The sequence below is a fragment of the Fusobacterium sp. IOR10 genome (assembly GCF_010367435.1).
Taxonomy (GTDB): Bacteria; Fusobacteriota; Fusobacteriia; order Fusobacteriales; family Fusobacteriaceae; genus Fusobacterium_B.
Map to the genome: position 1 here is coordinate 22,814 of NZ_WJWY01000013.1, position 25,236 is coordinate 48,049.

The 25,236-nt window shown below is 27.8% G+C and carries 27 protein-coding genes; 15 read left to right on the forward strand and 12 right to left on the reverse strand.

From position 1 onward, the window contains the following. Positions 1–9: 9 nt before the first annotated feature. Genes GIL12_RS05180 through GIL12_RS05190 form a run of 3 tightly spaced genes read right to left on the reverse strand, consistent with a single transcriptional unit; the run spans position 10 to position 1,207 of the window. A complete protein-coding gene (locus GIL12_RS05180; protein WP_239056066.1) occupies positions 10–282 on the reverse strand; it encodes a cysteine-rich small domain-containing protein in 273 nt (90 codons plus the stop codon). Next, positions 266–754 (reverse strand): toxin-antitoxin system YwqK family antitoxin, encoded by a 489-nt coding sequence (locus GIL12_RS05185; protein ID WP_163469360.1) that lies wholly within the window; start codon positions 752–754, stop codon positions 266–268. Before GIL12_RS05185 ends, GIL12_RS05180 begins: the two co-directional genes overlap by 17 nt. A 15-nt stretch (positions 755–769) precedes the next feature. Beyond that, a complete protein-coding gene (locus tag GIL12_RS05190; RefSeq protein ID WP_163469362.1) occupies positions 770–1,207 on the reverse strand; it encodes a SoxR reducing system RseC family protein in 438 nt (145 codons plus the stop codon). 182 nt (positions 1,208–1,389) lie between these two features. On the opposite strand from GIL12_RS05190, the gene GIL12_RS05195 reads away from it, so the two are divergent. From GIL12_RS05195 to GIL12_RS05235, 9 genes are all read left to right on the forward strand, one after another. Next, a complete protein-coding gene (locus GIL12_RS05195; RefSeq protein WP_163469364.1) occupies positions 1,390–2,007 on the forward strand; it encodes a hypothetical protein in 618 nt (205 codons plus the stop codon). Then, the gene (locus GIL12_RS05200; RefSeq protein WP_163469366.1) at positions 2,004–2,582 is read left to right on the forward strand and encodes a nucleoside triphosphate pyrophosphatase; all 579 of its coding nucleotides are present in this window, start codon (positions 2,004–2,006) and stop codon (positions 2,580–2,582) included. Before GIL12_RS05195 ends, GIL12_RS05200 begins: the two co-directional genes overlap by 4 nt. A 15-nt stretch (positions 2,583–2,597) precedes the next feature. Next, on the forward strand, positions 2,598–3,644 hold the full coding sequence (locus GIL12_RS05205) for a rod shape-determining protein (protein ID WP_163469368.1): 1,047 nt from the start codon (positions 2,598–2,600) through the stop codon (positions 3,642–3,644). Positions 3,645–3,705: 61 nt separating this feature from the next. Then, entirely contained in the window at positions 3,706–4,254 is a 549-nt protein-coding gene (gene scpB / locus GIL12_RS05210; protein WP_239056067.1) for an SMC-Scp complex subunit ScpB, read from the forward strand. Between the two features lie 27 nt (positions 4,255–4,281). After that, a complete protein-coding gene (locus tag GIL12_RS05215) occupies positions 4,282–4,986 on the forward strand; it encodes a pseudouridine synthase (RefSeq protein WP_203522523.1) in 705 nt (234 codons plus the stop codon). Positions 4,987–5,007: 21 nt separating this feature from the next. Continuing rightward, the gene (gatC, locus tag GIL12_RS05220; RefSeq protein WP_163469372.1) at positions 5,008–5,295 is read left to right on the forward strand and encodes an Asp-tRNA(Asn)/Glu-tRNA(Gln) amidotransferase subunit GatC; all 288 of its coding nucleotides are present in this window, start codon (positions 5,008–5,010) and stop codon (positions 5,293–5,295) included. A gap of 26 nt (positions 5,296–5,321) precedes the next feature. After that, positions 5,322–6,791 carry an Asp-tRNA(Asn)/Glu-tRNA(Gln) amidotransferase subunit GatA gene (gene gatA / locus GIL12_RS05225; RefSeq protein ID WP_163469374.1) on the forward strand — a complete coding sequence of 490 codons (1,470 nt, stop codon included), beginning with the start codon at positions 5,322–5,324 and terminating at the stop codon, positions 6,789–6,791. Then, entirely contained in the window at positions 6,784–8,220 is a 1,437-nt protein-coding gene (gatB, locus tag GIL12_RS05230; protein ID WP_163469376.1) for an Asp-tRNA(Asn)/Glu-tRNA(Gln) amidotransferase subunit GatB, read from the forward strand. Before gatA ends, gatB begins: the two co-directional genes overlap by 8 nt. Positions 8,221–8,261: 41 nt before the next feature. Further along, entirely contained in the window at positions 8,262–8,480 is a 219-nt protein-coding gene (locus GIL12_RS05235) for a hypothetical protein (protein WP_163469377.1), read from the forward strand. A 124-nt stretch (positions 8,481–8,604) separates the two neighbouring features. Here GIL12_RS05235 and GIL12_RS05240 read toward each other — a convergent pair whose 3' ends face one another. Genes GIL12_RS05240 through GIL12_RS05255 form a run of 4 tightly spaced genes read right to left on the reverse strand, consistent with a single transcriptional unit; the run spans position 8,605 to position 12,238 of the window. After that, entirely contained in the window at positions 8,605–9,726 is a 1,122-nt protein-coding gene (locus tag GIL12_RS05240) for a 2-hydroxyacyl-CoA dehydratase subunit D (RefSeq protein WP_163469379.1), read from the reverse strand. Positions 9,727–9,741: 15 nt separating this feature from the next. After that, positions 9,742–11,001 carry a 2-hydroxyacyl-CoA dehydratase subunit D gene (locus GIL12_RS05245; RefSeq protein WP_163469381.1) on the reverse strand — a complete coding sequence of 420 codons (1,260 nt, stop codon included), beginning with the start codon at positions 10,999–11,001 and terminating at the stop codon, positions 9,742–9,744. A gap of 3 nt (positions 11,002–11,004) precedes the next feature. Then, positions 11,005–11,799, reverse strand: a complete 795-nt coding sequence (locus tag GIL12_RS05250; protein ID WP_163469383.1) for an acyl-CoA dehydratase activase — start codon at positions 11,797–11,799, stop codon at positions 11,005–11,007. A gap of 22 nt (positions 11,800–11,821) precedes the next feature. Continuing rightward, on the reverse strand, positions 11,822–12,238 hold the full coding sequence (locus GIL12_RS05255; protein WP_163469385.1) for a VOC family protein: 417 nt from the start codon (positions 12,236–12,238) through the stop codon (positions 11,822–11,824). Positions 12,239–12,499: 261 nt separating this feature from the next. Here GIL12_RS05255 and GIL12_RS05260 point away from each other — a divergent pair, with 261 nt between their 5' ends. The 6 genes from GIL12_RS05260 to GIL12_RS05285 all read left to right on the forward strand — a co-directional run bounded on the left by GIL12_RS05260 (position 12,500) and on the right by GIL12_RS05285 (position 20,250). Then, the gene (locus GIL12_RS05260; protein WP_163469387.1) at positions 12,500–13,984 is read left to right on the forward strand and encodes a hypothetical protein; all 1,485 of its coding nucleotides are present in this window, start codon (positions 12,500–12,502) and stop codon (positions 13,982–13,984) included. A gap of 165 nt (positions 13,985–14,149) precedes the next feature. Then, on the forward strand, positions 14,150–15,301 hold the full coding sequence (locus GIL12_RS05265) for an acyl-CoA dehydrogenase family protein (protein ID WP_163469389.1): 1,152 nt from the start codon (positions 14,150–14,152) through the stop codon (positions 15,299–15,301). Between the two features lie 60 nt (positions 15,302–15,361). After that, the gene (locus GIL12_RS05270; RefSeq protein ID WP_163469391.1) at positions 15,362–16,129 is read left to right on the forward strand and encodes a hypothetical protein; all 768 of its coding nucleotides are present in this window, start codon (positions 15,362–15,364) and stop codon (positions 16,127–16,129) included. Continuing rightward, positions 16,095–17,078 (forward strand): electron transfer flavoprotein subunit alpha/FixB family protein, encoded by a 984-nt coding sequence (locus GIL12_RS05275; protein ID WP_163469393.1) that lies wholly within the window; start codon positions 16,095–16,097, stop codon positions 17,076–17,078. Before GIL12_RS05270 ends, GIL12_RS05275 begins: the two co-directional genes overlap by 35 nt. Positions 17,079–17,092: 14 nt before the next feature. After that, positions 17,093–18,673 carry an L-lactate permease gene (locus GIL12_RS05280; protein ID WP_163469395.1) on the forward strand — a complete coding sequence of 527 codons (1,581 nt, stop codon included), beginning with the start codon at positions 17,093–17,095 and terminating at the stop codon, positions 18,671–18,673. 14 nt (positions 18,674–18,687) lie between these two features. Next, positions 18,688–20,250 carry an acyl CoA:acetate/3-ketoacid CoA transferase gene (locus tag GIL12_RS05285; protein ID WP_163469396.1) on the forward strand — a complete coding sequence of 521 codons (1,563 nt, stop codon included), beginning with the start codon at positions 18,688–18,690 and terminating at the stop codon, positions 20,248–20,250. A gap of 56 nt (positions 20,251–20,306) precedes the next feature. Here the strand turns inward: GIL12_RS05285 and GIL12_RS05290 are convergent, their stop codons facing one another. The 5 genes from GIL12_RS05290 to GIL12_RS05310 form a co-directional block, all read right to left on the reverse strand. Beyond that, complete coding sequence (locus GIL12_RS05290; protein ID WP_163469398.1) at positions 20,307–20,738, reverse strand: MarR family winged helix-turn-helix transcriptional regulator; 432 nt, start codon at positions 20,736–20,738, stop codon at positions 20,307–20,309. Between the two features lie 4 nt (positions 20,739–20,742). Further along, positions 20,743–21,759, reverse strand: a complete 1,017-nt coding sequence (locus tag GIL12_RS05295; RefSeq protein ID WP_163469400.1) for a hypothetical protein — start codon at positions 21,757–21,759, stop codon at positions 20,743–20,745. A gap of 10 nt (positions 21,760–21,769) precedes the next feature. After that, complete coding sequence (locus GIL12_RS05300; RefSeq protein ID WP_163469402.1) at positions 21,770–22,840, reverse strand: HlyD family secretion protein; 1,071 nt, start codon at positions 22,838–22,840, stop codon at positions 21,770–21,772. Between the two features lie 175 nt (positions 22,841–23,015). Next, complete coding sequence (locus GIL12_RS05305) at positions 23,016–24,698, reverse strand: DUF2207 domain-containing protein (RefSeq protein ID WP_163469404.1); 1,683 nt, start codon at positions 24,696–24,698, stop codon at positions 23,016–23,018. Further along, positions 24,679–25,233 carry a LemA family protein gene (locus GIL12_RS05310; RefSeq protein ID WP_163469406.1) on the reverse strand — a complete coding sequence of 185 codons (555 nt, stop codon included), beginning with the start codon at positions 25,231–25,233 and terminating at the stop codon, positions 24,679–24,681. Before GIL12_RS05310 ends, GIL12_RS05305 begins: the two co-directional genes overlap by 20 nt. Positions 25,234–25,236 lie beyond the last annotated feature (3 nt).

The window sequence follows — 25,236 nt, forward strand, 5'->3', positions numbered from 1 at the left end:
TAATGTCAACTATTTTTTAACCTTATTTATTACTTCTTTTATTTTAATTTGAATGTGATTGTATCCAATATCTTTCACATGGGGTAAGTTACATTTTGAACAATCCTTTATCCCATTTTTGTTGTAAGAGAAATTTCCCCCACAGTCATCCCCTAGGCAATACAAAGGACAGTAACAAAAAAGACAGTTAAACTTCTCCTCTGCATCCTTCATAGAGTGACAAGGAAAATATTCACATTTTTTATTTTGAAAAAATTTATAATTACTAGTTTTGTTTTGCATTTTCTTCTCCATTTGCATATAAAGTATTTTTCTCTAAAACATCATAGTACTCTGTAGTATAAGTTTTCCAACTTCCAATAGGCTTTCCTTTTCTTAATTTTCCAGCTACTCTAAGTCTTCCATCTGTATAAAATATTTTATAGTTACCGTTATCTAGACCTTTTTTATATTTAGTTTCTAAATATTTTTCACCATTTGAACTATATAATATATATTTTCCATGAAGTTTTCCATCCTTCCAATTTTCAATGGACTTTATATTTCCATTACTGTAGAAATATATCCACTTACCATCTGGTTTTCCGTTTTTGTAAAATTCTCTATTCTTACCTTTTTTCACCATTCCTGTAAAGGGGTATCTTGTAGTTTTCTCAATTGTAATTCCATTTACATCTTTTACTTGGTTATAGTTCAGTGTAGAAGAATAAGAAAATATATTGATTATAAACATAAGTACAAATATTTTTTTCATAACCCCTCCACTTTATTATTTTGTATCACAAGTTTCTTGATTCATTTCTCCATTATCCTTTTCAACCTTTAAAACTTCCATTTGAATTTTTTCCTTTACTACAAATTTATCTATTAAATGTATTCCTAAGAAAGTAATAACTAAAAATAAAAATGACATTGCTGCTGATCCTTTTTCTTCATAACCTAATCTTGTTCCAACATTAAATCCAACAACCATCATTATAACTGGAACTATATATACTAAGAAACCTATTTTTAAAAATTTAGAATCTTTCATTTGAAAAGTTACAATATCTCCAATTTCAACTCTTTGCTCAACTGTAATAGTTAATTCCTTGGCCGCCTTTGTATCTTCTCCACATCCTGAACAATGGGAACAAGTACTTTCTCTATACATTATTAGAGTTACTTTATTACCATCTATAGCAACTACTTTACCACTACTTTTCATATTGACCTCCTATTTCCTTCCCTTACAAATTTATACCTCATATATATTTTATACCATTTCTTTATGAAAGTTGTCAACAATTACTCTCATAATACATTGTTTAATTCTTGAAAACTTACTTTTGTTATGATAAAATACAATGTATGATAGATTTTATTTAGTTTTAACTTTAGGAGTAAAATATGAATTATTTTATTGAACATTTAAGTGAATATTTTGGTCTATTCTATATACCTTTTTTAGGGGTTATTATTTCTGACTTCTTTATAATTTTTATAAAGGATAGGAATAAAAAAACATTTTATAGAACACGGTTATTCTTTGGAACTATTTTTGTTATTTCTTTAGCAATCCTAGTTTTATTTTTAAAATTACAATTTTCTGGGAATTTAAATGAAGAGAATATTATTCAATATGGACTTAATGATATTAATCTTGGATTTTTCATTATATTCTTTGCAACAATTTTAATAGAAAACTTTAAATTACATTTTATTTGGTTAATCTTAGGATTTATTATTTTTATCTGTTTATTTTTTCTACTTGGAAAAGAAGTTATTAGATGTATTAAATATCTCCATCTTAGAAATAAAAAAATTAAAGCTTTAAAATTACAAAAAGCAATAATTGATAAAAAAATTGCCATTAAAGAGGAACTAGAAAAGGAAGAATTTAAGAAATATGAAAAACAACGTTTAGCCCTTGATTTAACAATAAAAGAAAAAGTTGATGAAGCTTTCAAAAATAAATCTTTACCTATTTTTGAAGATGAAGAAAAGGAGGAAGGAGAAGAATTATGATTCTTGCGTCAAAATCTCCAAGAAGAAAGGAAATTCTTGAAAATTTTGGTTTTAATTTACAAATAAAAACTAAAGAAATAGAAGAAACTAGCTCCAAAGAAAATATTATAGAGAAAATCAAAGACATTTCAAATAAAAAAGCTTATGAGGTTGCAAATGAAAATAAAGATGACTTTATTGTAAGTGCTGATACAATTGTTTCTATTAACAACAAAATACTTGGAAAACCAAAAAACCAAGAGGATGTTTATAATATGTTAAGGGAACTTTCTGGAAAATCCCATGAAGTTATAACTGCTTTTTCAATAATCAATATTAACAAAAATATTTGTTATTCAGATGCTGAGATCACAAAAGTTTTTTTCAATGAAATAACTGATGCTGACATTAAATGGTATATAGAAACTAAAGAACCCTTTGATAAAGCTGGAAGTTATGGAATTCAAGGAAAGGGGGCTTTGTTTGTTAATAAAATAGAAGGGGATTTCTTTTCTGTTATGGGATTTCCTTTAGGTAAATTTTTAAGAGCTTTAAAAAAATTAAATATAGATTTAAATTGTTTAGAAAAACTATAACTTGAGGTGAATTTAATGAAAAACATATTTAACAGATTTTTAAGCCTGTTTTCTGAAGATTTAGGAATAGACTTGGGTACTTCTAATACTCTTATATGTGTTAGAAAAAAAGGCATACTACTTAACACTCCCTCTGTAGTAGCTTTCAACAACAGATCAAAGGAAGTTTTTGCTGTGGGAGAAGAAGCTAAAAATATGATAGGAAGAACCCCTGCCAACATAGAGGCTATCAGACCACTTAAAAATGGAGTTATAGCTGATTATGAAGTTACTGAAAAAATGTTAAGAGCATTTTATAAAATAGTAACCAATGGAAAAAAATTATCTGCACCTAGGGTTTTAATTTGTGTTCCTGCAGGAGTTACTCAAATTGAAAAAAGAGCTGTTATAGATATTAGTAGAGAAGCTGGAGCTAGGGAAGCCTTCCTTATTGAAGAACCTATGGCTGCTGCTATTGGAGCTGGAATAGATGTGTTTCAACCTGAAGGAAATCTAATTGTAGATATTGGAGGAGGAACCACTGAAATTGGTGTTGTTTCTCTAGGAGGAATCGTTATAACTAAATCTTTAAAAATAGCTGGAGATAAATTTGACTCCCTTATAATTGATTACATTAGAAAATCTCATAACATTCTTATTGGATACAAAACAGCAGAAACTTTAAAAAAAGAAATTGGAGCAGCTGTTACTTTGGAAGAGGAATTATCATATGGAATAAGTGGAAGAAACCTTATATCTGGACTTCCTGTTAACATTGAAATAACTTCCACTGAAATATCATCAGCACTGGAAGAAACAACTGACCTAATAGTGGAAGAAATTAAACTTATACTTGAAAAAACCCCTCCTGAACTTGCTTCAGATATTAAAAAAACAGGGATTTATTTAACAGGTGGTGGAGCATTGCTTAGGGGGTTAGATAAAAAACTTTCCCATTCTTTAAAGCTAAATGTCACTGTTGTTGAAAATCCTTTAAATGCTGTAATTGATGGTATTTCTATTTTCTTAGAAAACTTCAACAAATATATACCAGTTTTAATGTCTACTGAAAATAATTATTAATTTTAGTTTATAAATGTAGGGTTTAACACTCTACATTTATATTTTAATTAGGAGGAAAATTTTGGATAACAAAAATCAATTGGATGATATTAAAAATCAAATTGAAGCCATTTTGTTAATTGGTGGTGAAGATATAAAAATAAAAGATTTATGTGAATTTTTTTCCCTATCTATTGATAAAATAATCCCTATAATTTATGAATTAAAGGGGGAACGGAAATATTCTGGGATAAACATTGAAATTAATGGAGATTTCATTTACCTTGTATCAAATGCTAAATACGGAGAAATTGTTAATAATTTCTTTGAACAAGAAAAAAAACCTAGAAAATTATCCATTCCATCCCTTGAAACTTTATCAATAATCGCTTATAATCAACCTATTACAAAATCTGAAATAGAAAGTATTAGGGGAGTAAAAGTAGATAGTATCGTGGGAACTATGGAATCTAAAAAATTTATTAGAGTTTGTGGGAAAAAAGAAAGTATAGGAAGGCCTAACCTCTATGAGGTTACTGAAAAATTCCTTAAATATTTAGGTATTGACACTGTGGAAGAATTACCTAAATATTTTGAATTTAAGCAACATTTAAATGATTTAAACAACTAAATTTTAAAAGGATAAATAATGGAAAAGATTAGAATAAATAAGTACCTAGCTAGTTTAGGAATAGATTCTCGAAGAGCAATAGATAGAATGGTTGACAGTGGAAGAATTACTGTAAATAATAAGGTGGCCACTGCAGGTTTAAAAGTTGATAGCACTGATAAAATATTTATTGATGGAACTTCAATTAAAAAAACAAAAAATGAAAAATTATATTTTATGGTAAATAAACCTCAAAAGGTTTTATCTGCTGTTAAGGATACTAGAGGAAGAAAACTTGTTACTAAATTAGTTAAAACTGAAGAAAGAATATTCCCAATAGGAAGACTTGATTATGACACTGAAGGATTAATTATTTTAACAAATGATGGGGAAATTTATAATAAAGTCATCCATCCTAGAACTGAAATTTACAAAACATATTATGTGGAAGTTTCAGGAAGTGTTAGTATGACTAGTTTAAACAAAATAAAAAAAGGTATTTTAATTGAAGATAAAATGACTCTACCTGCAAAGGCAAAGGTTATCTCTTCAACTACTGCTCGTACAACACTTAATATAGCTATTAAAGAGGGTAGAAACAGACAAATAAGAAAAATGTTTGATCTTGTTGGACATAAAGTGATGTTTTTAAAAAGAATATCCATTGGAGAATTGGAGCTAGATCCTGCTTTAAAACCAGGAGAATCTAGACCACTTAAAAAGAAAGAAGTAAATTATTTAAACTCTATTTAAAATCAAATTAGGAGGAAACAAATGGCTTTAACTAAAGAAGAAGTACTAAATGTTGCAAAACTTGCAAGACTTGAATTTAGTCCTAAAGAAATTGAAAAATATCAAAAAGAACTTAATGACATACTAAATTATATTGATATGTTAGATGAAGTTGATGTTAGTGAAACAACAGTATTATCCCAAGTAAATGATGATGTTAACAACTTAAGAGAAGATGTTATAAAGGACTCTCTTTCTGTTGAAGAAGCTCTATCAAATGCTCCAGAATCTATTGATGGATCATTAATCGTACCTAAAGTTATGGGATAATAAAATTTAATCTAGGAGGATTTTGCATGAATAATATTTGTAACTTTACAGCTTTAGAGCTTAGAGACAAAATAGCAAAGAGAGAAATAACTGCTGTGGATGCTTTAAAGGCTGTATATGAAAAAATAGAAAAAACTGACAATGTAATTGGAAGTTTTGTTTACTTAAGAAAAGAAGCAGCTTTAAAAGAAGCTAAAATAATTGATGAAAAAATAGAAAATGGAGAAAAAGTTGGGATTCTTGCTGGAGTTCCAGTTTCTGTTAAGGATAATATGGTTTCTTTAGACGATCTAACTACATCTTGTTCTAAAATTCTTTATAATTACAAGGGAATATATGACGCCACTGTTGTTAAAAAATTAAAAGAAGCAGGGGCAATTATAATAGGAAAAACCAATATGGATGAGTTTGCAATGGGAGGAAGTACAAAAACTTCATACCAAAAGCTAACTAAAAATCCTTGGGATACTTCAAAGGTTCCTGGAGGAAGTAGTGGAGGAGCTGCAGCTTCAATAGCTGCTAAACAATGCTTTATTTCCCTAGGTTCTGACACTGGAGGAAGTATTAGACAACCTGCTTCTTTTTGTGGAGTTGTAGGTCTTAAACCAACTTATGGAAGAGTTTCTAGATATGGGCTAATGGCCTTTGCATCTTCTTTGGATCAAATTGGACCTGTTGCTAAAAATGTAACTGACATAGCTTTAACTATGAATGTTATTGCTGGACCTGATGAATATGACGCCACTGTTAGTCCAAGAGAAGTTCCTGACTATACTAAATCTTTAAATAAAGATATTAAAGGAATGAAAATAGGTATTCCAAAGGAATATTTTGTTCAAGGATTAAATCCTGAAATAAAAAGAATAATGGATGAATCAATTGAAAAATTCAAAAGTCTTGGAGCTGAAATTGTAAATGTATCTCTACCTCACACTAAATATGCTCTACCAACTTACTATGTTCTAGCACCTGCTGAAGCAAGTTCAAATCTAGCTAGATTTGATGGAATAAGATATGGTTACAGAAGTCCAAATGCAAAGGACTATATTGACCTATATGTTAAATCTAGAAGTGAAGGATTTGGTACAGAGGTAAAAAGAAGAATAATGATAGGTACCTATGTTTTAAGTGCTGGTTTCTACGATGCATATTTTAAAAAGGCTCAAAAGGTTAGAGCTCTTATTAAAAAAGATTTTGACGATGTTTTTGAAAAAGTAGATATTATTCTTACACCTGTTGCTCCATCAACTGCCTTTGCTCTTGATGCAGTAAAAACACCACTAGAATTATATTTAGAAGATATATTTACACTTTCTGCTAATCTTGCAGGAATTCCTGGGCTTTCTATACCAGCTGGAATTGCTAATAATTTACCTGTAGGTGTTCAATTATTAGGAAAACATTTTGGAGAGGAAAACTTAATTGCTGCAGGACACGCATTTGAAAAAATAAGAGGGGAATTTAAACTTCCTGAAGGAGCTGATAATAATGAATAAACAATGGGAATCAGTAATTGGACTTGAAGTCCACCTTCAACTTAAAACTGGTACAAAGGTTTGGTGTAGTTGTAGTACTGACTATGATTCTGATAAACCTAATACACATACTTGTCCTATTTGTTTAGGACATCCTGGAGCTTTACCAAAGCTTAATAAAAAAGTTTTAGAGTATGCTATTAAAGCAGGACTTGCTCTAAACTGTAAAATAAATAATGAAAGTACCTTTGATAGAAAAAATTATTTCTATCCTGATACTCCTAAAAACTATCAAATAACTCAATTTGATAATTCCTATGCTGGAAAAGGTTATCTTAATATTAATGTAAATGGAAAAGAAAGAACAATTGGAATTACTAAAATTCAAATAGAAGAAGACGCTGGTAAATCTATTCATGGGGCAAATGAATCATATATTAATTTTAACAGAGCTTCAATGCCTCTTATTGAAATAATATCAGAACCTGATATGAGAAGTTCAAATGAAGCCTATGAATATTTAACTCTTCTTAGAAATACTCTTAAATATACAAGAATAAGTGATGTATCCATGGAACTTGGTTCTTTAAGATGTGACGCTAATATTTCAGTTCATCACAAGGGAGAACCTTTTGGAACTAGAGTGGAAGTTAAAAATCTAAACTCTTTTAAAGCTGTTGCTAGGGCTATAGATTATGAAATTAATAGACAGATCAATGTTATTGAAGCTGGGGGAGAAATTCATCAAGAAACTAGAAATTGGGATGATGAAACTCAAATAACAAAAATCATGAGAAGTAAAGAGGAAGCTATGGATTATAGATACTTCCCTGAACCTGATTTATTAAAGGTTGTTGTAACTGATGAAGAAATAAGTAAAATCAAAGAAACTATGCCTGAAGATATTGTAGCTAAAATAAATAGATTTGTAACTGACTACAAAATTCCTCAATATGACGCTGACATTCTTTGTTTAGATATTGAACTTGCAAATTATTTTGAAAAAGTTGTTAAGGAAAGCAACAACCCTAAAATTAGTTCTAGTTGGATTCTTAATGAAGTTTTAAAATATCTAAAGGATAACCATATGGAAATTGGTAACTTCCCTATTTCTCCTGAGGATTTAGGAAAAATAATTAAACTTATTGATAAAGATGTTATTTCTTCAAAAATAGCTAAAAAATTATTTGAAATTAAATTAAATGATAAAAGGGATCCTGAAGTTATTGTTAAAGAGGAAAAAATGGCTCAAGTTGCTGATAGTGGAGCTATTGAAGCCCTTGTAGATGATGTACTTAAGAATAATCCTAAACTAATTGAAGATTATCACAATGCTGATGAAGGTAGAAAACCTAGGGTTCTTAAGGGACTTATGGGTCAATGTATGAAACTTTCCAAAGGTAAGGCTAATCCTAAAATGGTTACTGATCTTTTATTAAAAAAACTATAAATTTTAATTATAAATTGCAATAAATTAAAGGGGGTATACTCATGTTAGAATTATTAAAGGAATTAAATGCCGAAAAATTTGATATTGTATGTGCTGGAAGAAAATACTACAGCGTTAGAATTGTAGGATGCAAACATAATTTTTTAATTGTTGAAACTAAACAAGACAATAAAATGCTTGTTAATGTTGACTCTATTTCAACTATAACACCTGCAAAGGATTTTGCATATGGAACTATAGTTAAAAATATTAGATTGTAGTATATAAACATAGTATATATAAACAGTTCCTTCAGCTTTAAGCTGGAGGAACTGTTTTTTATTTTTATTAATCGAGATTGAATCTATTACTTATTTATCATTTTGAAAAATTAATCTTTTCTTTTTATAAAGTTTCATTAAAACTTTGAAGTCTTGTTTTTATTTGTTCAAAAGATGTCATTTCTAAGTCTATTTCTATCATAATATTTCTTATATTTTTATCATTTAATTCTTTATAATATATTGGATAATCAAATTCTTCTGGATCACAGAATTTCATCATACATACTATAACCGCATCTGCCTCATATTTTTCATACATATCTATCAACATTTTCCCTCTTACCTTTTTAGGATCTGTTGCTAGTGCACATCCGTCAAAATCTTGCCACCATTTTGCTAATCTTTCTAGAGGAGTTTTTCCTTCAGGTACATCAATTCTAAATTGACGAGATTCTTGAGCTAAATCATCTGCAACAACTGCAAAATTTTCTGATTTCATTATTTCTAATACTTCTCTTGGTTCTGCCATTATTCCAGTTAAAATAACTTTTTTACCTTCCCAAGGTTCTATTTTTAATTTTTTTATCTCATTTATAAAATCTCTAACATATTCTGTATGTTGCTTTTTAGTTATAAACCATCTTGATTTAATAACATTATGCCTAATTATTGGATCTATTATTTGAGGATATTTTGCTGCTATTTCAGTAAACTCTCTCATAACTTTTCTGTTTTCATTATAAATTTCTATACTTTTATTTATAGCTTCATCTGTAATTTTAACATCTAATATTTCTTCTAATTTTCTACGAACTATTTTATATTCTTCTTCTAAAAATAAATTAGCTGCTTTTATTTTTCTATTTTGAGGATGAGTAAATACTATAGTTTGACATTTCCCATGCCATTTTTGACTGAAACATTTTAAAGTATCACAAGGAACAGACATTAATACTGCAGATAGATTATCAAAAGCTCCTTCTAATTCCATTTCCATAATTGATTGCATAATTGAACAAGCAAAAGCTGGCAAATATGTTCTTGCTTTTGATATTTCATGATGTCCACCCCAAATACCTACTGGTAAATATCCCGCTGCATCTATTAGTTCTTCTGGTGCATATACTGGTAAAACTCCTACTGCCCCTTTTCCTGTTTCTTTTTTATGATTTTTTATTGCTTCTACTGGATTTGATGATATATGTTCAAATAAATCAATAAATTTTTTTAAATTTTCTTCCATATCTTTAACCTCCACTTAGTTTTCTTCATTCATTATTTCATCTAATGCTTGTACACGAGTTTCATATTGAGCTGGTGAATAATTTCTAGGATCTGTTTGGTCTCCATCGAAACTAGTAAATGGTAATCCTGTTTTTTCTTGAACTATTGCAGCTGTTTCAGAGTTCAAGAAACTCATTAATTTACAACTTCTATTTGTATGATAAAGAACTCCATCACATTTTCCATCTTGTACTACATCTGTTAATACTTTAGCTCTATTATCTAAACAAGTATTAATATATATTCTAGTATAAGCCTCTGCCATTGAACTCATATCACCTGGAGTATATTCTAGATTCCATAATCCTGGGTAAGCAGATCCTGTCATTATAATTCCTAAATTTTTAAGTGTCTTAAATGTATGTCCTAAATTAGGCCAAACAGCAATCCCTTCCCAAGTAATTCTTTTCTTTTCATTTCCTTTTAAAGCATATTGTTTATTTTTTAATTTTTCTTCTAATTCATCTGCAAATTTCTTAAATGTTATTTCTGCATAGTCTCTACTTCTTGCACAAACTATTAAAGCCATATAGTTAAACATATCAAAACAGTTTAATGGAGATGGTTTGTATTGAGACATTTTAGCAAGTCTATTCCATTGTGCTACTGAACGTTGAGTTTGTTTTTGAACCTCTAAAAATTTATCATAATCGAATTTCTTTCCTGTAATTTTTTCTAATTGACTTATAGCTTCTTCAAATTGAGACGCTATATAATTTTTAGCATATTGAGGAATTGGCATTGTATGATTAAATGGAACATCTATAATAATACATGGTATATTTAATTCCTTTGCTAAATTTTCATACCATTTCAATAAAGTATTACAAATATTATTACAAGTAATAACTAAATCAGGTAAAGGTACATCTGCTGCTGGGGAATTTTTTAATTTTTCTGGAACTTTTCCTGTTAAAGCTTTTTCTTTTAATAATTCCATATACCCTAAATTTACTCTAGCATAAGAACATATATCTAGTGAGTAACCTTTTTGATCAGCTACTTCTAACATGTCCAATGATCCTTTTCTTGCTCCTATTCCTGCTGCATGAGTTTCAGGATAAACCATGGCTATATCCATTGCTACACAAAATTCTGGTGGTGCCACTGAAGCTGACCAACAAACTAAACGTCCTTCTTTTTTAGCTTGTCTTGCTTCTTCATCCAATGTTCCTTGATAATAAGCTAGTAATTCTTTAGAGCTCATATTCTTTATATCTTTTTTCTCATCCATAACTTAATCATCTCTCCTTTTTTTTAAAATTTCTTCATATGCATATATTGCTGCTCCTAAAGCTCCAGTTAATTGAGGATTTGAAGCAACTATCACATTTCTATTTAAAGTTTCTCTTAATGCACGAACAACTCCTGTATTTTTAGCAACTCCTCCACACATAACTATATCATCTTCTAGTGGAGTCCTTTTAGCTAACCCACTAACTTTATGAGCTACTGAATTATGAACACCTGCTATTATATTTTCTGTTGTTGCCCCTTTAGATAGTTGAGATATAACTTCTGATTCTGCAAAAACTGTGCATGTACTACTTACAGTAACTGGAGCCTCTGCTTTTTCATCATAACCCTTCATTTCATCCAAAGGAATTTCTAAAATTTTTGACATAACAGTTATAAACCTTCCTGTTCCTGCAGCACATTTATCATTCATAAAAAATTTATCTATTTTACCTTTAGGATTTAAACTGATTGCCTTTGCATCCTGACCACCAATGTCTATAATAGTTCTTGCTTTTGGAACTAAAAAGTGAATACCTTTAGCATGACAACTTATTTCACTTATCTGTTTATCTGCTTCAGAAAAACCAAATCTACCATATCCAGTTACAACAATTTGCTCTACATCTTTTCTTTCTAGTTTAGATTTTTTCAAAACATTTTCTAATATTATTTTAGGTCCTTTGCTTCCTATCCCCACTTGCAAAACATCTGTTGCTATAATTTCTTTTCCATTTTTCAAAATAACTGCCTTAGAAGATGATGACCCAATATCTACTCCAGCTGTATAGTGCATATTTCCTCCTAACTAATTTGTGTTAATCTCTTTTTATTGGTCCTATTGTTTGAACAAATTCAGTAAGTATCCCTTGTGAATATTTAGGTCTCATAAAGTTAACTATTATATCATCTGTTCCTGTAACAGCCTTTTTCTCTAACATTTCTAATCCTTTTTCTTCCATTTCTTTTCTAACTGCCTCTACATCTTCAACCTCAAAAGCTAAATGAGCTATTCCTCCTTTTCCTTTATTATATTCTTTAAGTACTCCAGCTCTAGGAATTATAAACTCTATAGGACTACTATTATCAGGATATTTTGTAAAAATTAAATCAGCTTGGTAAGCTTCTACATATCCGCTGTAGTCTATTTCTAACCCCATTGTTTCAATATATGAATGGGCTTTTTCTAAAGTTGGTAAGACTATTCCTACATGATGCATTCTCATTGGTTTCATTATAAATCTCCTCCTTAAACTTGTAAATTTTTAATGTATTTCATTAGAACAAATAAACTATTTTCTATATCTATATGATACTCTTTGTACACTAATTTTGAAAATGATTTCTCTTGACTTTAGTTGCCTTTTATTTTATCAACTAGTTATTTGCTATAGATTAAGTTGACTATTCTAATTTTTTAATATATGATAGAAATAACGTTATTAGTTTTCATCGATGCATTAAATAATATAATACAAAATTGAAGGAGAGATATTATGGGAAAAAAAAATTATGGAAATACACTTAGGAATCTATTAACTTTTTCTGAAATCAAGTTTTTAATACTTGGCAATTACTTGGGCTATGATGTATCTTATATTAGCAAATGGTGTAGTGGAGTTAAACTTCCAAGTTCTAAATCAATTAAAGAAATAAATGAAAAAATTTCTGATTTAGTTTCTTCTGAAATAATCAGTTTAAATAAAGAAAATGAATTTTTTAATAAATTTAATATTGAAAAACCAAGAAAAAATATTTCAATAAATTCTAAAATACTTGTAGAAAAAATTTATAATTTATTAAATAGTTCTTATTTAGAATGTTCATCTTGCGAAGAAAAAGAAACTCCTGATCTTTTTTTAATTGAAAATACACAAATTAAATCATTTTTAAATACAATATTGAGGCAACAAATAAATGAAGCTGATCTTAGTCTCAAATTTTATATGACTCTAGATATTACAACAGTTGACTGTCTTTATATAATTTCTCTACTTTCTAAAATGAAACCTGAAAATTTAAAGATAAAGATATATCTTGGAATTCCTCTTTTAGCTGATGATAATAAATCTATTGAAAATATAAAACAAATATATATGATTTTAAATCAATTTGTAAATATAAATTTTGAGCTTTATAATAGCTCCTATTTTGAACATTTAAACACTATAGTTATTAAGGATAAAATAGCTTTTATTTATTCTCTTAACAACGATGGAAAGTTTGAAACTTTAATCTCTACAACCAATAAATATAAAATAAAAAAACTTTTATCTACTCTTAACAAATCTATGAATTCTTTAAATAGAGTGTTTTCAATAAAAGATCATAATTGTTTAATAAAAAAAGCTTATAGAACTAACTTTTACACTCATGATAATTTTAACTTTTTACTTACAACTGGATTTGAATTTTTGATATCACAAAACATTATTCAAAATATACTAAATTATGCTTTAAAAAACAACTTCTCAAAAAAAGAATTAATAAGTATGCAAGACTTAATGATTACTTGGAATGAAATGTTTGAGAAAGCTTCTATTAATTTCTTTGTATTTAAATCTTCTATTTTAAAATATTTCCAGGAAAAAACAATTTATTTTATGAATGTGGAATATAAAATGACTCCTGATGAAATATTAGAGCATTATAATTATTTTATAAGTGCTCTTAAAAGCAATCCTAAAATAAAAATTTATGTTATTGATGATAATCTATTAAATTTAGACTATTTGGACTTTAAAATTTCTGTATTTTGCAATAAAGATAGTGTTTTTTTAAAAAATGTTGCCTTACTTTCAGAAAACAAAGATGATTTTTTAAGTACTGTTAACAATTATTCTACAGTTAGACACATTAATCTTGTATTTGATAAATTAAAAAATTCTAAATTTTGTAACGAATTTTCTATAGAAGAAATCGAAAATTCATGGGAAAAATATAATCATATGATATTAAAAATAATGAATTTGCACTCTTAAAAAAAAGACATATAGGTTCTGAAACCTATATGTCTTTTTTTATTCACTTATATTCATATTTATTCACTTGAATAACTCTTTTAAAACATATACTATTTTATGTAGATACGCTTTAAAACTTTTAAAGCTATATTTTAAAAATTAAATATAAAAGGGGTGTTATTTATGTACAGTTTAAAATTCACTGAAGAACAAGAACGTATTTGTCAAATGGTCAAAGATTTTTCTTTAAATGAAGTTGCTCCAGGGGCTAAAGAAAGAGATATTAATGGAGACTTCTTAGGAACTAGAGATTTATTGAAAAAAATGGGTAAGCTAGGTTTAATGGGAATTCCTTATGACAAAAAATATGGAGGAGCTGGACTTGGATATCTTGAATATGCCTTAGCTGGTTTCGAACTTAATAAAGTAGATGCTTCACTTGGTATTTCTTATTCAGTTCATATCTCTTTAGGAACTGGACCTATATATAATTTTGGTAACGAAGAACAAAAACAAAAATATCTTCCTAAATTATGTTCTGGAGAATATATTGCAGCTTTTGGTCTAACTGAACCTTGTGCTGGTAGTGATGCTAGTGCTAGTCAATGTACTGCTGTTAAAAAAGGAGATAAATATATATTAAATGGTACTAAATGTTTTACTACCAATGGAGAATTTGCAGATGTTATTGTTGTATTTGCAATGACTAATCCTGAATTAGGAACAAAAGGAATTAGTGCATTTATAGTTGAACCTAAAAATTATCCTGGAATTAAATTTATAAAAAGAGAAGCTAAAATGGGAATAAGAGCTTCTGTTCAAAATGTTGTTGAAATGGAAAATTTAGAAGTTCCAGCTGAAAACTTATTAGGTCAAGAAGGAAAAGGTTTCAAAATAGCTATGGCTACTCTTGATTGTGGAAGAATTGGAGTTGCTGCTCATGCAGTTGGTATTGCTAAAGGAGCTTATGAATATGCTTTAAATTATTCTAAAGAAAGAGTTCAATTTGGAAAACCTATTTCTAAACTTCAAGTTATTGCTTTTAAATTAGCTGATATGTATAATAAAATTGAGGCTGCTGAAGCAGTTACATTAAAAGCTGCTTGGACTAAGGATGAACATGCACCTTATTCTATTCCTGCTGCTGTTGCTAAATTAACTGCTACAAATGTAGCTATGGAAGTTACTACTGAAGCTGTTCAAGTTTTAGGTGGTACAGGATTTACTATGGATCACCCTGTTGAAAGAATGATGAGAGATGCTAAAATCACTCAAATTTATGAAGGAACTAATGAAATTCAAAAATTAGTTATCTCTGGAGCTATTTTAAGATAATTTAATTTTCAAAGAGAAATAGTTTTACTATTTCTCTTTGATTTTATGGAAGGAGTTCTTATGAAAATTATTGTTATTGTAAATGAAACTTTTCCCACAGATCAAAATTTAACACTAGAAAACATTAATGAAAAAAAAATTTTAAATCCTTATGATGAATTTGCCATACAAAAAGCTTCTGAAATAAAAAATACTGAAACTAATGAAATCATTATTTTTATGATTTCCAAATCTGATAATTTATATTGTTTGAAAACTTGTTTAGGACTAGGAGGTACTTCTGGTAATCTCATTATTTTTAAAGGAAATAATCCTAAAGATCTTGCATCTATTCTTGTTAAAGAGATTAAAAAACAGGGAACCTTTGATTTGATCTTAACAGGAGAACAAGATGTTAATAATCCTAGAGGAGACATTCCTTATATGATAAATAGCTTGTTAGATGTTCCTTTAATTAGTCATTGCTTAGATATCCACTATTCTAATAATAAACTAATTTGTAAAAAGGAAACTGACGATTTTTTAGAGGAAATTTCAATAAACTTACCTTGTATAATATCTTTTAGAAAAAATGTTTATGAACCTAAATACCCATCAATTAATGACATTATGTCTATTAACGAGAAACCTATTTTTTTAAATTATTATAATAAAAGTGAAAATAATCTTTATTTAAAACTAAAAATTTATAATGTTAAACGTCAAAATAAAATTTATAAAAATATTGATTCTGATAAAGCTATTAAAAAAATATCAACTTATTTAGATGAATGGGGTTTAAATGGAGGATTATATGAATATATTAATTTATTTAAATCAAAAAAATAATTATTTAAGTGACTATTCTAAAGAACTTTTGAATATAGCTTCTAATTTGACAAAAAATAAAGATTTTAATATTTATTTAGTTTCCCTTTATTCTGAATCATTAAAAAATTTAAAAAACGATTTAAAAAACTGGAATATAAAAAAAATTTTTTTTATATTAAATAAAGATAATTATTATATCTATCCTACAAAAATATCACATATATTAGCCTCTCTGAAAAAAGATTTAAATATTGATGTAATTATTATGGGAAATAGTCTTTTTGAATTGGATATTGCTCCTTATTTATCTATGAGACTAGAATTTGACTATATTCCAAATATTTCATCCTTTTTTTTGGAAAATAATCAAATCATTTTTGATAGATTAATTTATGGAACTAAAGCTCTAGAAAAAAGCACATATAATTTAAAAAATCTTGTTTGTATTTTCAATAATAATATAAATAAAAATCAACCTTGGAAAATTAATGCTAACAAGTATAATAATATACCAATTGATTTTATAAAATATAAATCAAATGAAAATATTTTATATGAATTGAAGAACCGAGTTTTAAAAAAACAGAAAAAACATCCTTTAGAAACTTCTAAAATTGTTATTGGAGTTGGAAAAGGGATTCAAAATCCTGAAAATTTTCAATTAATTGAAAATTTAGCTAATATTTTAGGAGCCGGTATAGGGGTAACTAGATCTGTAGTAGATCATGGATGGAGGCCAGAGTATGAAAAAATTGGGCAAACTGGAAAGATTATAAAACCTGATCTTTACATTGCTATTGGACTATCTGGAGCTATGCAACATATAGCTGGAGTTAAACAAGCTAGACATATTCTTTCTATCAATAATAACCCTAATGCTGAAATCTTCAAATACTCTGACTTAGGTATTGTTGGAGATTTATTTGAAATAATTCCTAAATTAATTACTTATCTTAATCATTTATAAAGCGGAGGTAATTTATGAAATTATTTTTATCTTTAACACCCTTACTAATTATATTAATTGGTATTGTCGGTCTTAAAAAACCAGCTAAATGGGTTTCTATTTTTGCAATTATTTACACATTAATAATATCTTATTTTCTTTTTAATATAGCAAATGAAATTCTTTTTACTCAAACAAAAAAAGGTATTGTAGATGGTTTTAAAATGGTTTATATGATTTGGTCTGCCTTTTTAGTATTGAGCATGCTAATTAGAACTGGAGCAATGAACAAAATTAAAGAATGTATTGCAAATTTAACTACTGATAAACGAAAACAAGTTATTATTATTGGATTTTGTTTTGGTGGATTCTTGGAAGGAGTTGCTGGAGCTGGAACTCCTGCTGCTATTGCCGCTCCTTTCCTAATGATTTTAGGAATACCTGCTTTAGATGCGGCTATTGCTTCCCTAATTTTTAATGGAATAGCCGCATCCTTAGGAGCTGCTGGTTTTACAACTATTGGAGGCTTTACTCCTTTTTTATCTGGCATAGGAATAGATGAAATTAAAAATCTTATTGTCCATATTCCTTATTTTATAACTAATACACCTCCAACTTCAGTAGATATACATGCTACTATACTAAATATCTCCATGATTACAGGTTTAATACATTTTTGGGGAGCTTTAATAGCTCCTTTCATAGTACTTTCTGTTCTTTGGGGAAAAAAATGTTTTGATAAAGATATCTGTTGCTTTTCATTAATAGTTGGATTTTGTTACGGAATTTCTTTAGTGGTAATAGGTTCTTTCGTTGGAGCTGAATTTCCTACTATATGTGCTGGTATTTTCTCACTATTTGGAGCTATCTTTTACATTAAATATTTTAATAAGGAAACTATCATTCCATATTTATTTAAAATAAATATTAACAAAGAAATAGAAAAAAACAATATGAAACCTATAACTGCAATGAGTACGTATTTGCTTCTTCTAATTTTGCTTCCTTTAGTTCGTTTTTTTGCTCCAAGTTGTTTTTTAAGTTTAGGTTTTTCAATTTGGATTGGAACTACAATTTTATTTGTTTGCTTCTTTGGATCTATAATTTTAAAATCGACTAATAATTTTTTATTATACGCAAAGGAAGCATTTAACAATGTTTCTGGGGCTTTAATTGCTATGTCAGCTTTACTATCTATAGCTAATTTAATGAAAGTGACTGGAATGCTTAATATTATTGCAACTTTCTTGGCACTTCATACTGGAATGCTTTATCCAGGAATAGCTGTTTTTATCGGATCTTTAGGATCTTTTGTTACTGGTACTACAACAGGATCAAATATAATGTTTGCTCCAATGCATTATGAAGCTGTTAAAATTTTAAATATTAATTTACCTGCAGTTCTTGGTGCTCAAAATGCAGGAGGAGCTCTTGGAAATATGATTTGTCCTAATAATGTTGTTGCTGTATGTGCAACTGTTAATATGCAAAATTCTGAAGGATTAGTTATGAGAAGAGTTTTTAAGCCAATTGTTTTTCTTTGGATAGTTTATGCATCTCTTGCACTAATTTACTCTTATATTTTATTCCCACTGTTACCTGTTATACTTAAATAAAAGGAGGAAGTTTTATGATTACAAATTTTGTTTCTCTTAGAGAAGCTATAAATGTAATAAAAAATAATGATACAATTGTTACTTCTGGTTTTGTTGGATGTAGTAATCCAGAAGGTCTAGAGGTTGCTTTGGAAGAAAGATTTTTAGAAACAAATACACCAATGGGTTTAACTTTATTCTATGCTGCTGGACAAGGAGATGGAAAAGATAGATCTGTCAATCATATTGCTCATGAAGGCTTGCTAAAAAAAGTAGTTGCTGGACATTTTAATAAAGCTCCAAAATTAGGAGAGCTAATTATAAATAATAAAATTCAAGCATATAATGTTCCTCAAGGAGCCCTTTGCCATATGTTAAGAGATGTTGCTGGAGGTAAAATAGGTACTTTTACGCATGTTGGGTTAAATACTTTTGCAGACCCTAGAATAGAAGGGGGTCGATTAAATGACATCACTACAGAGGATATAGTAAAACTTGTTAATATTAATGGAAAAGAAAATCTTTTCTATAAACCTATGAAATTTGATATTGGGCTTATAAAAGGAAGTTTTGCTGATGAAAGAGGTAATATCTCTTTGGAAAAAGAAGGAGTTACTACAGAATGTATTTCCATTGCACAAGCTGTTCATAACTGTGGAGGTAAAGTTATTGTTCAAGTAGATAAAATAGTAAAAACAGGTAGTTTAGATCCTAAATTAGTTAAAATACCTGGTATTTATGTAGATTATGTAGTTGAAATTGAAGAGCCACATTTGAAACAACAAGTTTATGATATTCAGTATGAAGCTGAGTTAGCAGGAAATACAATAATTAGTGCTAATTCTTATATTAAAACTATGGAATTAAATGCTAAAAAAATTATTGCTAGAAGAGCAACTATGGAAATTGAAAAAGGAAGCATTGGAAATTTAGGAATAGGAGTTCCTGAGTATGTTTCTGCTGTTGCCACAGAAGAACAAATAAGCGATTATATGGTTTTAACTGTTGAATCTGGTCCTGTTGGTGGAATACCTCAATCAGGAATGAGATTTGGAACTTCTATCAATGCAGATGCTATTATAGATCAACCTTATCAATTTGATTTTTATGATGGTGGAGGACTTGATATTGCTTTCTTAGGATTAGCTCAAGCAGATAAATACGGTAATCTAAATGTAAGCAAATTTGGAAAGAATATATCAGGATGTGGGGGATTTGTTAGTATCAGTCAAAATGCTAAAAAAGTTATTTTCTGTGGAACTTTCACTGCAAAGGGGCTTAAAATTCAGGTTGCTGATGGAAAATTAAAAATATTAAATGAAGGTGCTAAGAAAAAATTTGTAGATACTGTTCAACAAATAACTTTTTCTGGAAACTATGCTAGAAAAGTTGGCCAACCAGTTTTCTATATAACTGAAAGAGCTGTATTTGAATTAAAAAAAGAAGGATTTACTTTAATTGAAATAGCTCCTGGAGTAGATTTACAAAAAGATATTTTAAACCTAATGGATTTCAAACCATTAATATCTGAAGATTTAAAATTAATGGACTCTCGAATATTCCAAGACAAACCTATGGGTCTTAAAAATAATAGATAACCTAATTATTAAAAACAAAATTGTTCCTTCAGCATTTACACTGAAGGAACTTCTATTTAACGGGCTACTATATTTTTCATATTATTTAAAATTTTATCTAAAATTTTTAAAGTGATTTCATAATCTTCATCAGAACATCCTTCTAAAATCTCTTTTTTAAAATGACTTCCTTCAAATTTTATATTTTTACAAAGTTCTTCTCCCTTAGGTGAAATATAAAGTTTAAAAGCTCTTTTATCTTGAGAATCTGAAATTTTTTCTATGAAATTATTTTCTAGAAGTTTTGTAACAGCTTTTGTTGTAGTTGCTTTATCAATACATAATTCCTTGCTTAAACTTATTTGAGATATTCCTGGGGAATTTAGTATGGATAAAATAAAGGGAGCTAAATTAGTTCTTATATGATATTTTTGAAATCTTTGATTTAAAATAATTACTTGATATCTATAAAGAATTGAAATAGTTTGCATTAATTCTAATTTTTTCATAAATTTATCCTTCCTGTAAGTTTTTATTTTCTGATAAGCTCCTATTAGGTAAAAGTTTTAAAATAAAAAGAATAATTCCCATAACAAAAGTTATCATATTTGATCTTAAAAAGCATTTATAAACAGCTGCTGCATCTAAATTAATATAAAGAGTTAAGGGTACAACTAATCCAGAAATTAAAGTGGCATTTGAGTATATTTCTTCTAGGCCTTTATTGTAAACAAGATTCTTTACAATGGGAATAAACATTAAAAGTAATCCCAAGGTCATTAAAGGTACATTTTGAATCATTCCATATAACAGAACACTAAATACTGCTGAAATTAAACATGCTTTAAAATGAATCTTTATATTTACCACTGCCTTAAATTTCAAATACTCCATATCAAAACCTTTAAATAGAGCAATTAAACATGCGTAAGCAAAGAAAGCAAACCTCCATTCAAAAACCATGAAAAAATCCCAAAACAAAAGAAGAAAAAATGCAAAAAAGTGAATTTCCCACATTTTAATTTTAGATTCTTTTAATGTTTTCATTTCTTTTTCTTTTAAATTACTTGGAAATAATTTAAAAGTAACTGTTATTAAAATAAACACCCAAAATAACTGTCCAAAATATTGAAAAATTTCAAGTTCAAAAGTGGATTTCAAATAACTTCCAAATATAGAAGCATAAACGAAACAAAAATTAAACATAAAAACATCCATTTCCTTATACCTATGTGAAAATAGTTTTAAAGTAGTTACAAACATTGTGTACACTATTATATTTTGTAACTGGGGAAACAAGTGAAAAATTTCAGTTAAAATAAGTCCAAAAATTAAGCCAGCACATATAACCCCTATTCTTATAAGTAAAACCTTAAGATTATATCTTCTTAGAGACATTATTATTATAACAGAATGAAAAGAAATAAAAAAGGGATTTGTAAAATGGGACAAGTGAGCTCCAACTAATCCAACAATAATCACAAATAATATTCTATTAAATAATTCTTTCAATTCTTTTTCTTCATTCATAAAATATCTCCTAGTAAATATAATTTATAATAGCTACAATTTTCATCCATAAAGTTGTTATTAAAGAAAGAAATCTATTGTTTTCATCAATAACTGCAACTGCTGCCTTTGATCCTGAACTAATATTTACTTTTAAAGGTAATTTATCATCTAAAACAATCTTAACTCTATTTCTTCCTGTAGTTCTTATCCAACGGGTATTTTCCTTTATACTTTGAAATTTTTCTGGGGAAGTATATCCTGATTCCAATAAAAATCCTACTTTTTTAATATGTCCTGTAAATATTTTTCCTGGAATTGCATCAAAAACCACTAAAGTTTTTTCCCCTTCCCTTAGATTAACTATACTTTTTTCCATATAATCCACATAAACTGACAAATTTTCAATATTATATATATATCCATAATTTTTATTATTAAAAATCATCTGTCCCTTACGCAGCTGATGAATTGAAACTTCCCCTGGAAATGGAGCCTTTACAATACTACTATTTAAATCTTTCTTCACTTTTTTTATTTGGGATTCTATTACCTTTAAAAAGTTATTTTTACTTGATATATCTCCCCTTTGTATTTCAAAGGATTTAAGGGATAATTTAGCCATTTGAAACTCCTCCTTTGAAGTTTCATAACTTAATTTATATTTTTCATATTCACTAACTGAAATTAATTTTTTTGAATAAAGTTTTTCATATCTAGAATAATCAATTTTAGAATTTATTAATATTTTATTTAGTTTGATTATTTCTTTTTTGCTCTCTAATATTTTATAATCTAAAGAAAAAAGACGATCTTTTTCAATGTTATATTTATATTCTAATTCTTGTAAATTTATTTTAAGCTTATTATTATCTATCTTAAGTATTTTTTGATTCAATGAAACTTTCTGTCCATCTTTCACATAAATTTCTTCTATTTTTCCATTAATCTCACTGGAAATAGGATATAATTCATATTCAACAAATCCTCTTCCTGAATAGGGAGTATAATATGCTAATAATGCTGAAATTACAAAAACTATTACAAATAATATAAGCAATAGATAGTAAGTTATTTTTAAATCTTTTAGATGTTTAATCATGATTCCTCCTGAAGTATGTATAAATTTAGTTGCACAAGAAACTACATGATATCATAATATAGTTGCTACTGCAACTATATTCCCATCTCTTTTTATTTATTTTTATTAAAATTAAAAATTCCTCCAGCATAAAGCTGAAGGAACTAAATTTTATATTTTTTCTTTTAAGAAAGCTTTACCAGCTTCCTCCTCCACCTCCACCAGCTCCTCCACCAGCAGAACCTCCTCCCATTGAAGACATTCCACCACCAAAGTTAGATGGGGCTTTAGGTGCAGACATCATATCTTGATTCACCCTTGCCATTGAACGATTTAAACTAGACATAAACATATAAAGCATAAAAGTATTTCCCATTGTACTAGATCTATACCAATTAGGAGGAGTTGTAACTAAATCATTAAACTTATTAGCCCAAACTTCACTTACTCCTAAAACTATTGTATATGGTAATATATCATAAAAATAACTTGGATTTTCTTTTATTAAAGCTTCTAGTTTATCCTTTTCAGTAACTGTTAAAAATCTCTTGAATCCAAGGACTCTTCCTAGAACATTATTTGCAAACTCTGTTCTTTTTCTTATTTTCCCAGTGAAATAAAGAGTTGTTAGCAATGATATTAAAACTACTATTATTAGTATAAAGGATTTTTCAATTTCAGGCTGACCATATTCATTAAAAAAGAACATTGTACTTAAAAATATAGCTAGTATTGAAAATACCCTTAATTTATCTCCTATTTTTAAAATTTTAGGCACATAAACAGTTTTCTTTCCCATTATTAAATCTATTTTAAAAATTTTAGCTGCCTTATTTATATGCTCATAAAAAGAATCTTTTAAATCATTTACATTAACTTCATTATCTTGAGCATAGGAAAATAACGAATCAAATAAATATTTTTCATATTCATTTGTTGATACTATTTCCTTTAATTTAATAAATTTCAAAGAAGATTTTGAAAACATATTTTTCTTTTCAACTTCTTCTATTATTAAATATCCCTTACTTGCCCAATAAATAATTAAACTGGTAATATCCTTTAAATCAACTCTATTATCAATATAGTATCCAATTTCTGTTGGATTCATTTTTTCTGGTGGATAAAATTCAACTGTTTCCACAATTTCATTCTTATCACTATATTTTTTATAGAATATGTAAGCTATTATTGGAGCAGATATATATATTAATCCTAATAATAAAATCAACATATAATATTTAGCCTTTGCATTTCCCACATTGAAATAACCTTCTTCCAATGGAAGAGCTAGAGTAACACTTTCTCCAGGAGCTAATTCTCTTGTAGTATAACCATTAATATCTAAACCATTAACAGTCCAAACAACTCCACTAGTATTTGTACTTCCATATTTTCCAAGGGTAAAGTTTATTTTTTCAGGATCAAAGGCCTTTGGCATTTGAATATGAAAGGAAACATTTTTTATAACTGTATCCCAATCGTTTCCAATTAAATTATAATAAACTTCATCATATTTTGAATTTTTATCCCATCCTAAATCATAATCATATGAAATTTTATACTTCTTTAAACCTGTTAAATGTATATTAGGATCACCTAATCTCAAATAAATATAAGAACCTTTATCTGTATAGCTTGATTTTTCATTTGAAACTAAATTTGTTAATTTTATTTTTCTATTGTTAAATTTTGTTGGAATAACTCTATATATTCCCCTTCTACTTTCTAAAAAATTTACATTTATGTCCTCATTTACTGAATATACATTTTTTTCATTAACTTTTAAATTAACATTATAGTTATTAATAACATAGCCACCATCTCCAAAGGCCAAACTAACTATAAGAAAAAATAAACTAAAACTCCACTTTAACATTTTTCTTTTCCTCTTGATTTTCTATTTTAAAGAATGGAGATTTTTTGAAACCAAACATATTAGCAACTATTACATTGGGAAATGTTTCACAACTAGTATTATAGTTTCTTACAGTTCCATTATAATATTTTCTAGATTGTAAAATATCAGTTTCTATATTTGAAAGCTCATCTTGTAATTTCATGAAATTTTGATTTGCTTTTAACTCAGGATAAGCTTCTTTCAAAGCAAATAACTTACCTAAAGCTCCTGAAATCATGTTTTCATTTTCTATTTTTTCTGAGGGAGTTGTAGCAGACATATATCTATTTCTAGCTGCTATTACTCTTTCTAGAGTTTCTCCTTCATAATCCTTGTAACCTTTAACTGTTGAAACTAAATTAGGAATAAGATCATATCTTTTTTTCAAATATGCATCTATTGTTGAAAAGGCTTCCTCAACAAAATTTCTTCCCTTTACAAGCTTGTTATAAACACCTACAAATAACATTACTATAAAAGCAATTACTAAAAGTATTACAATTACTGCTATCATAAT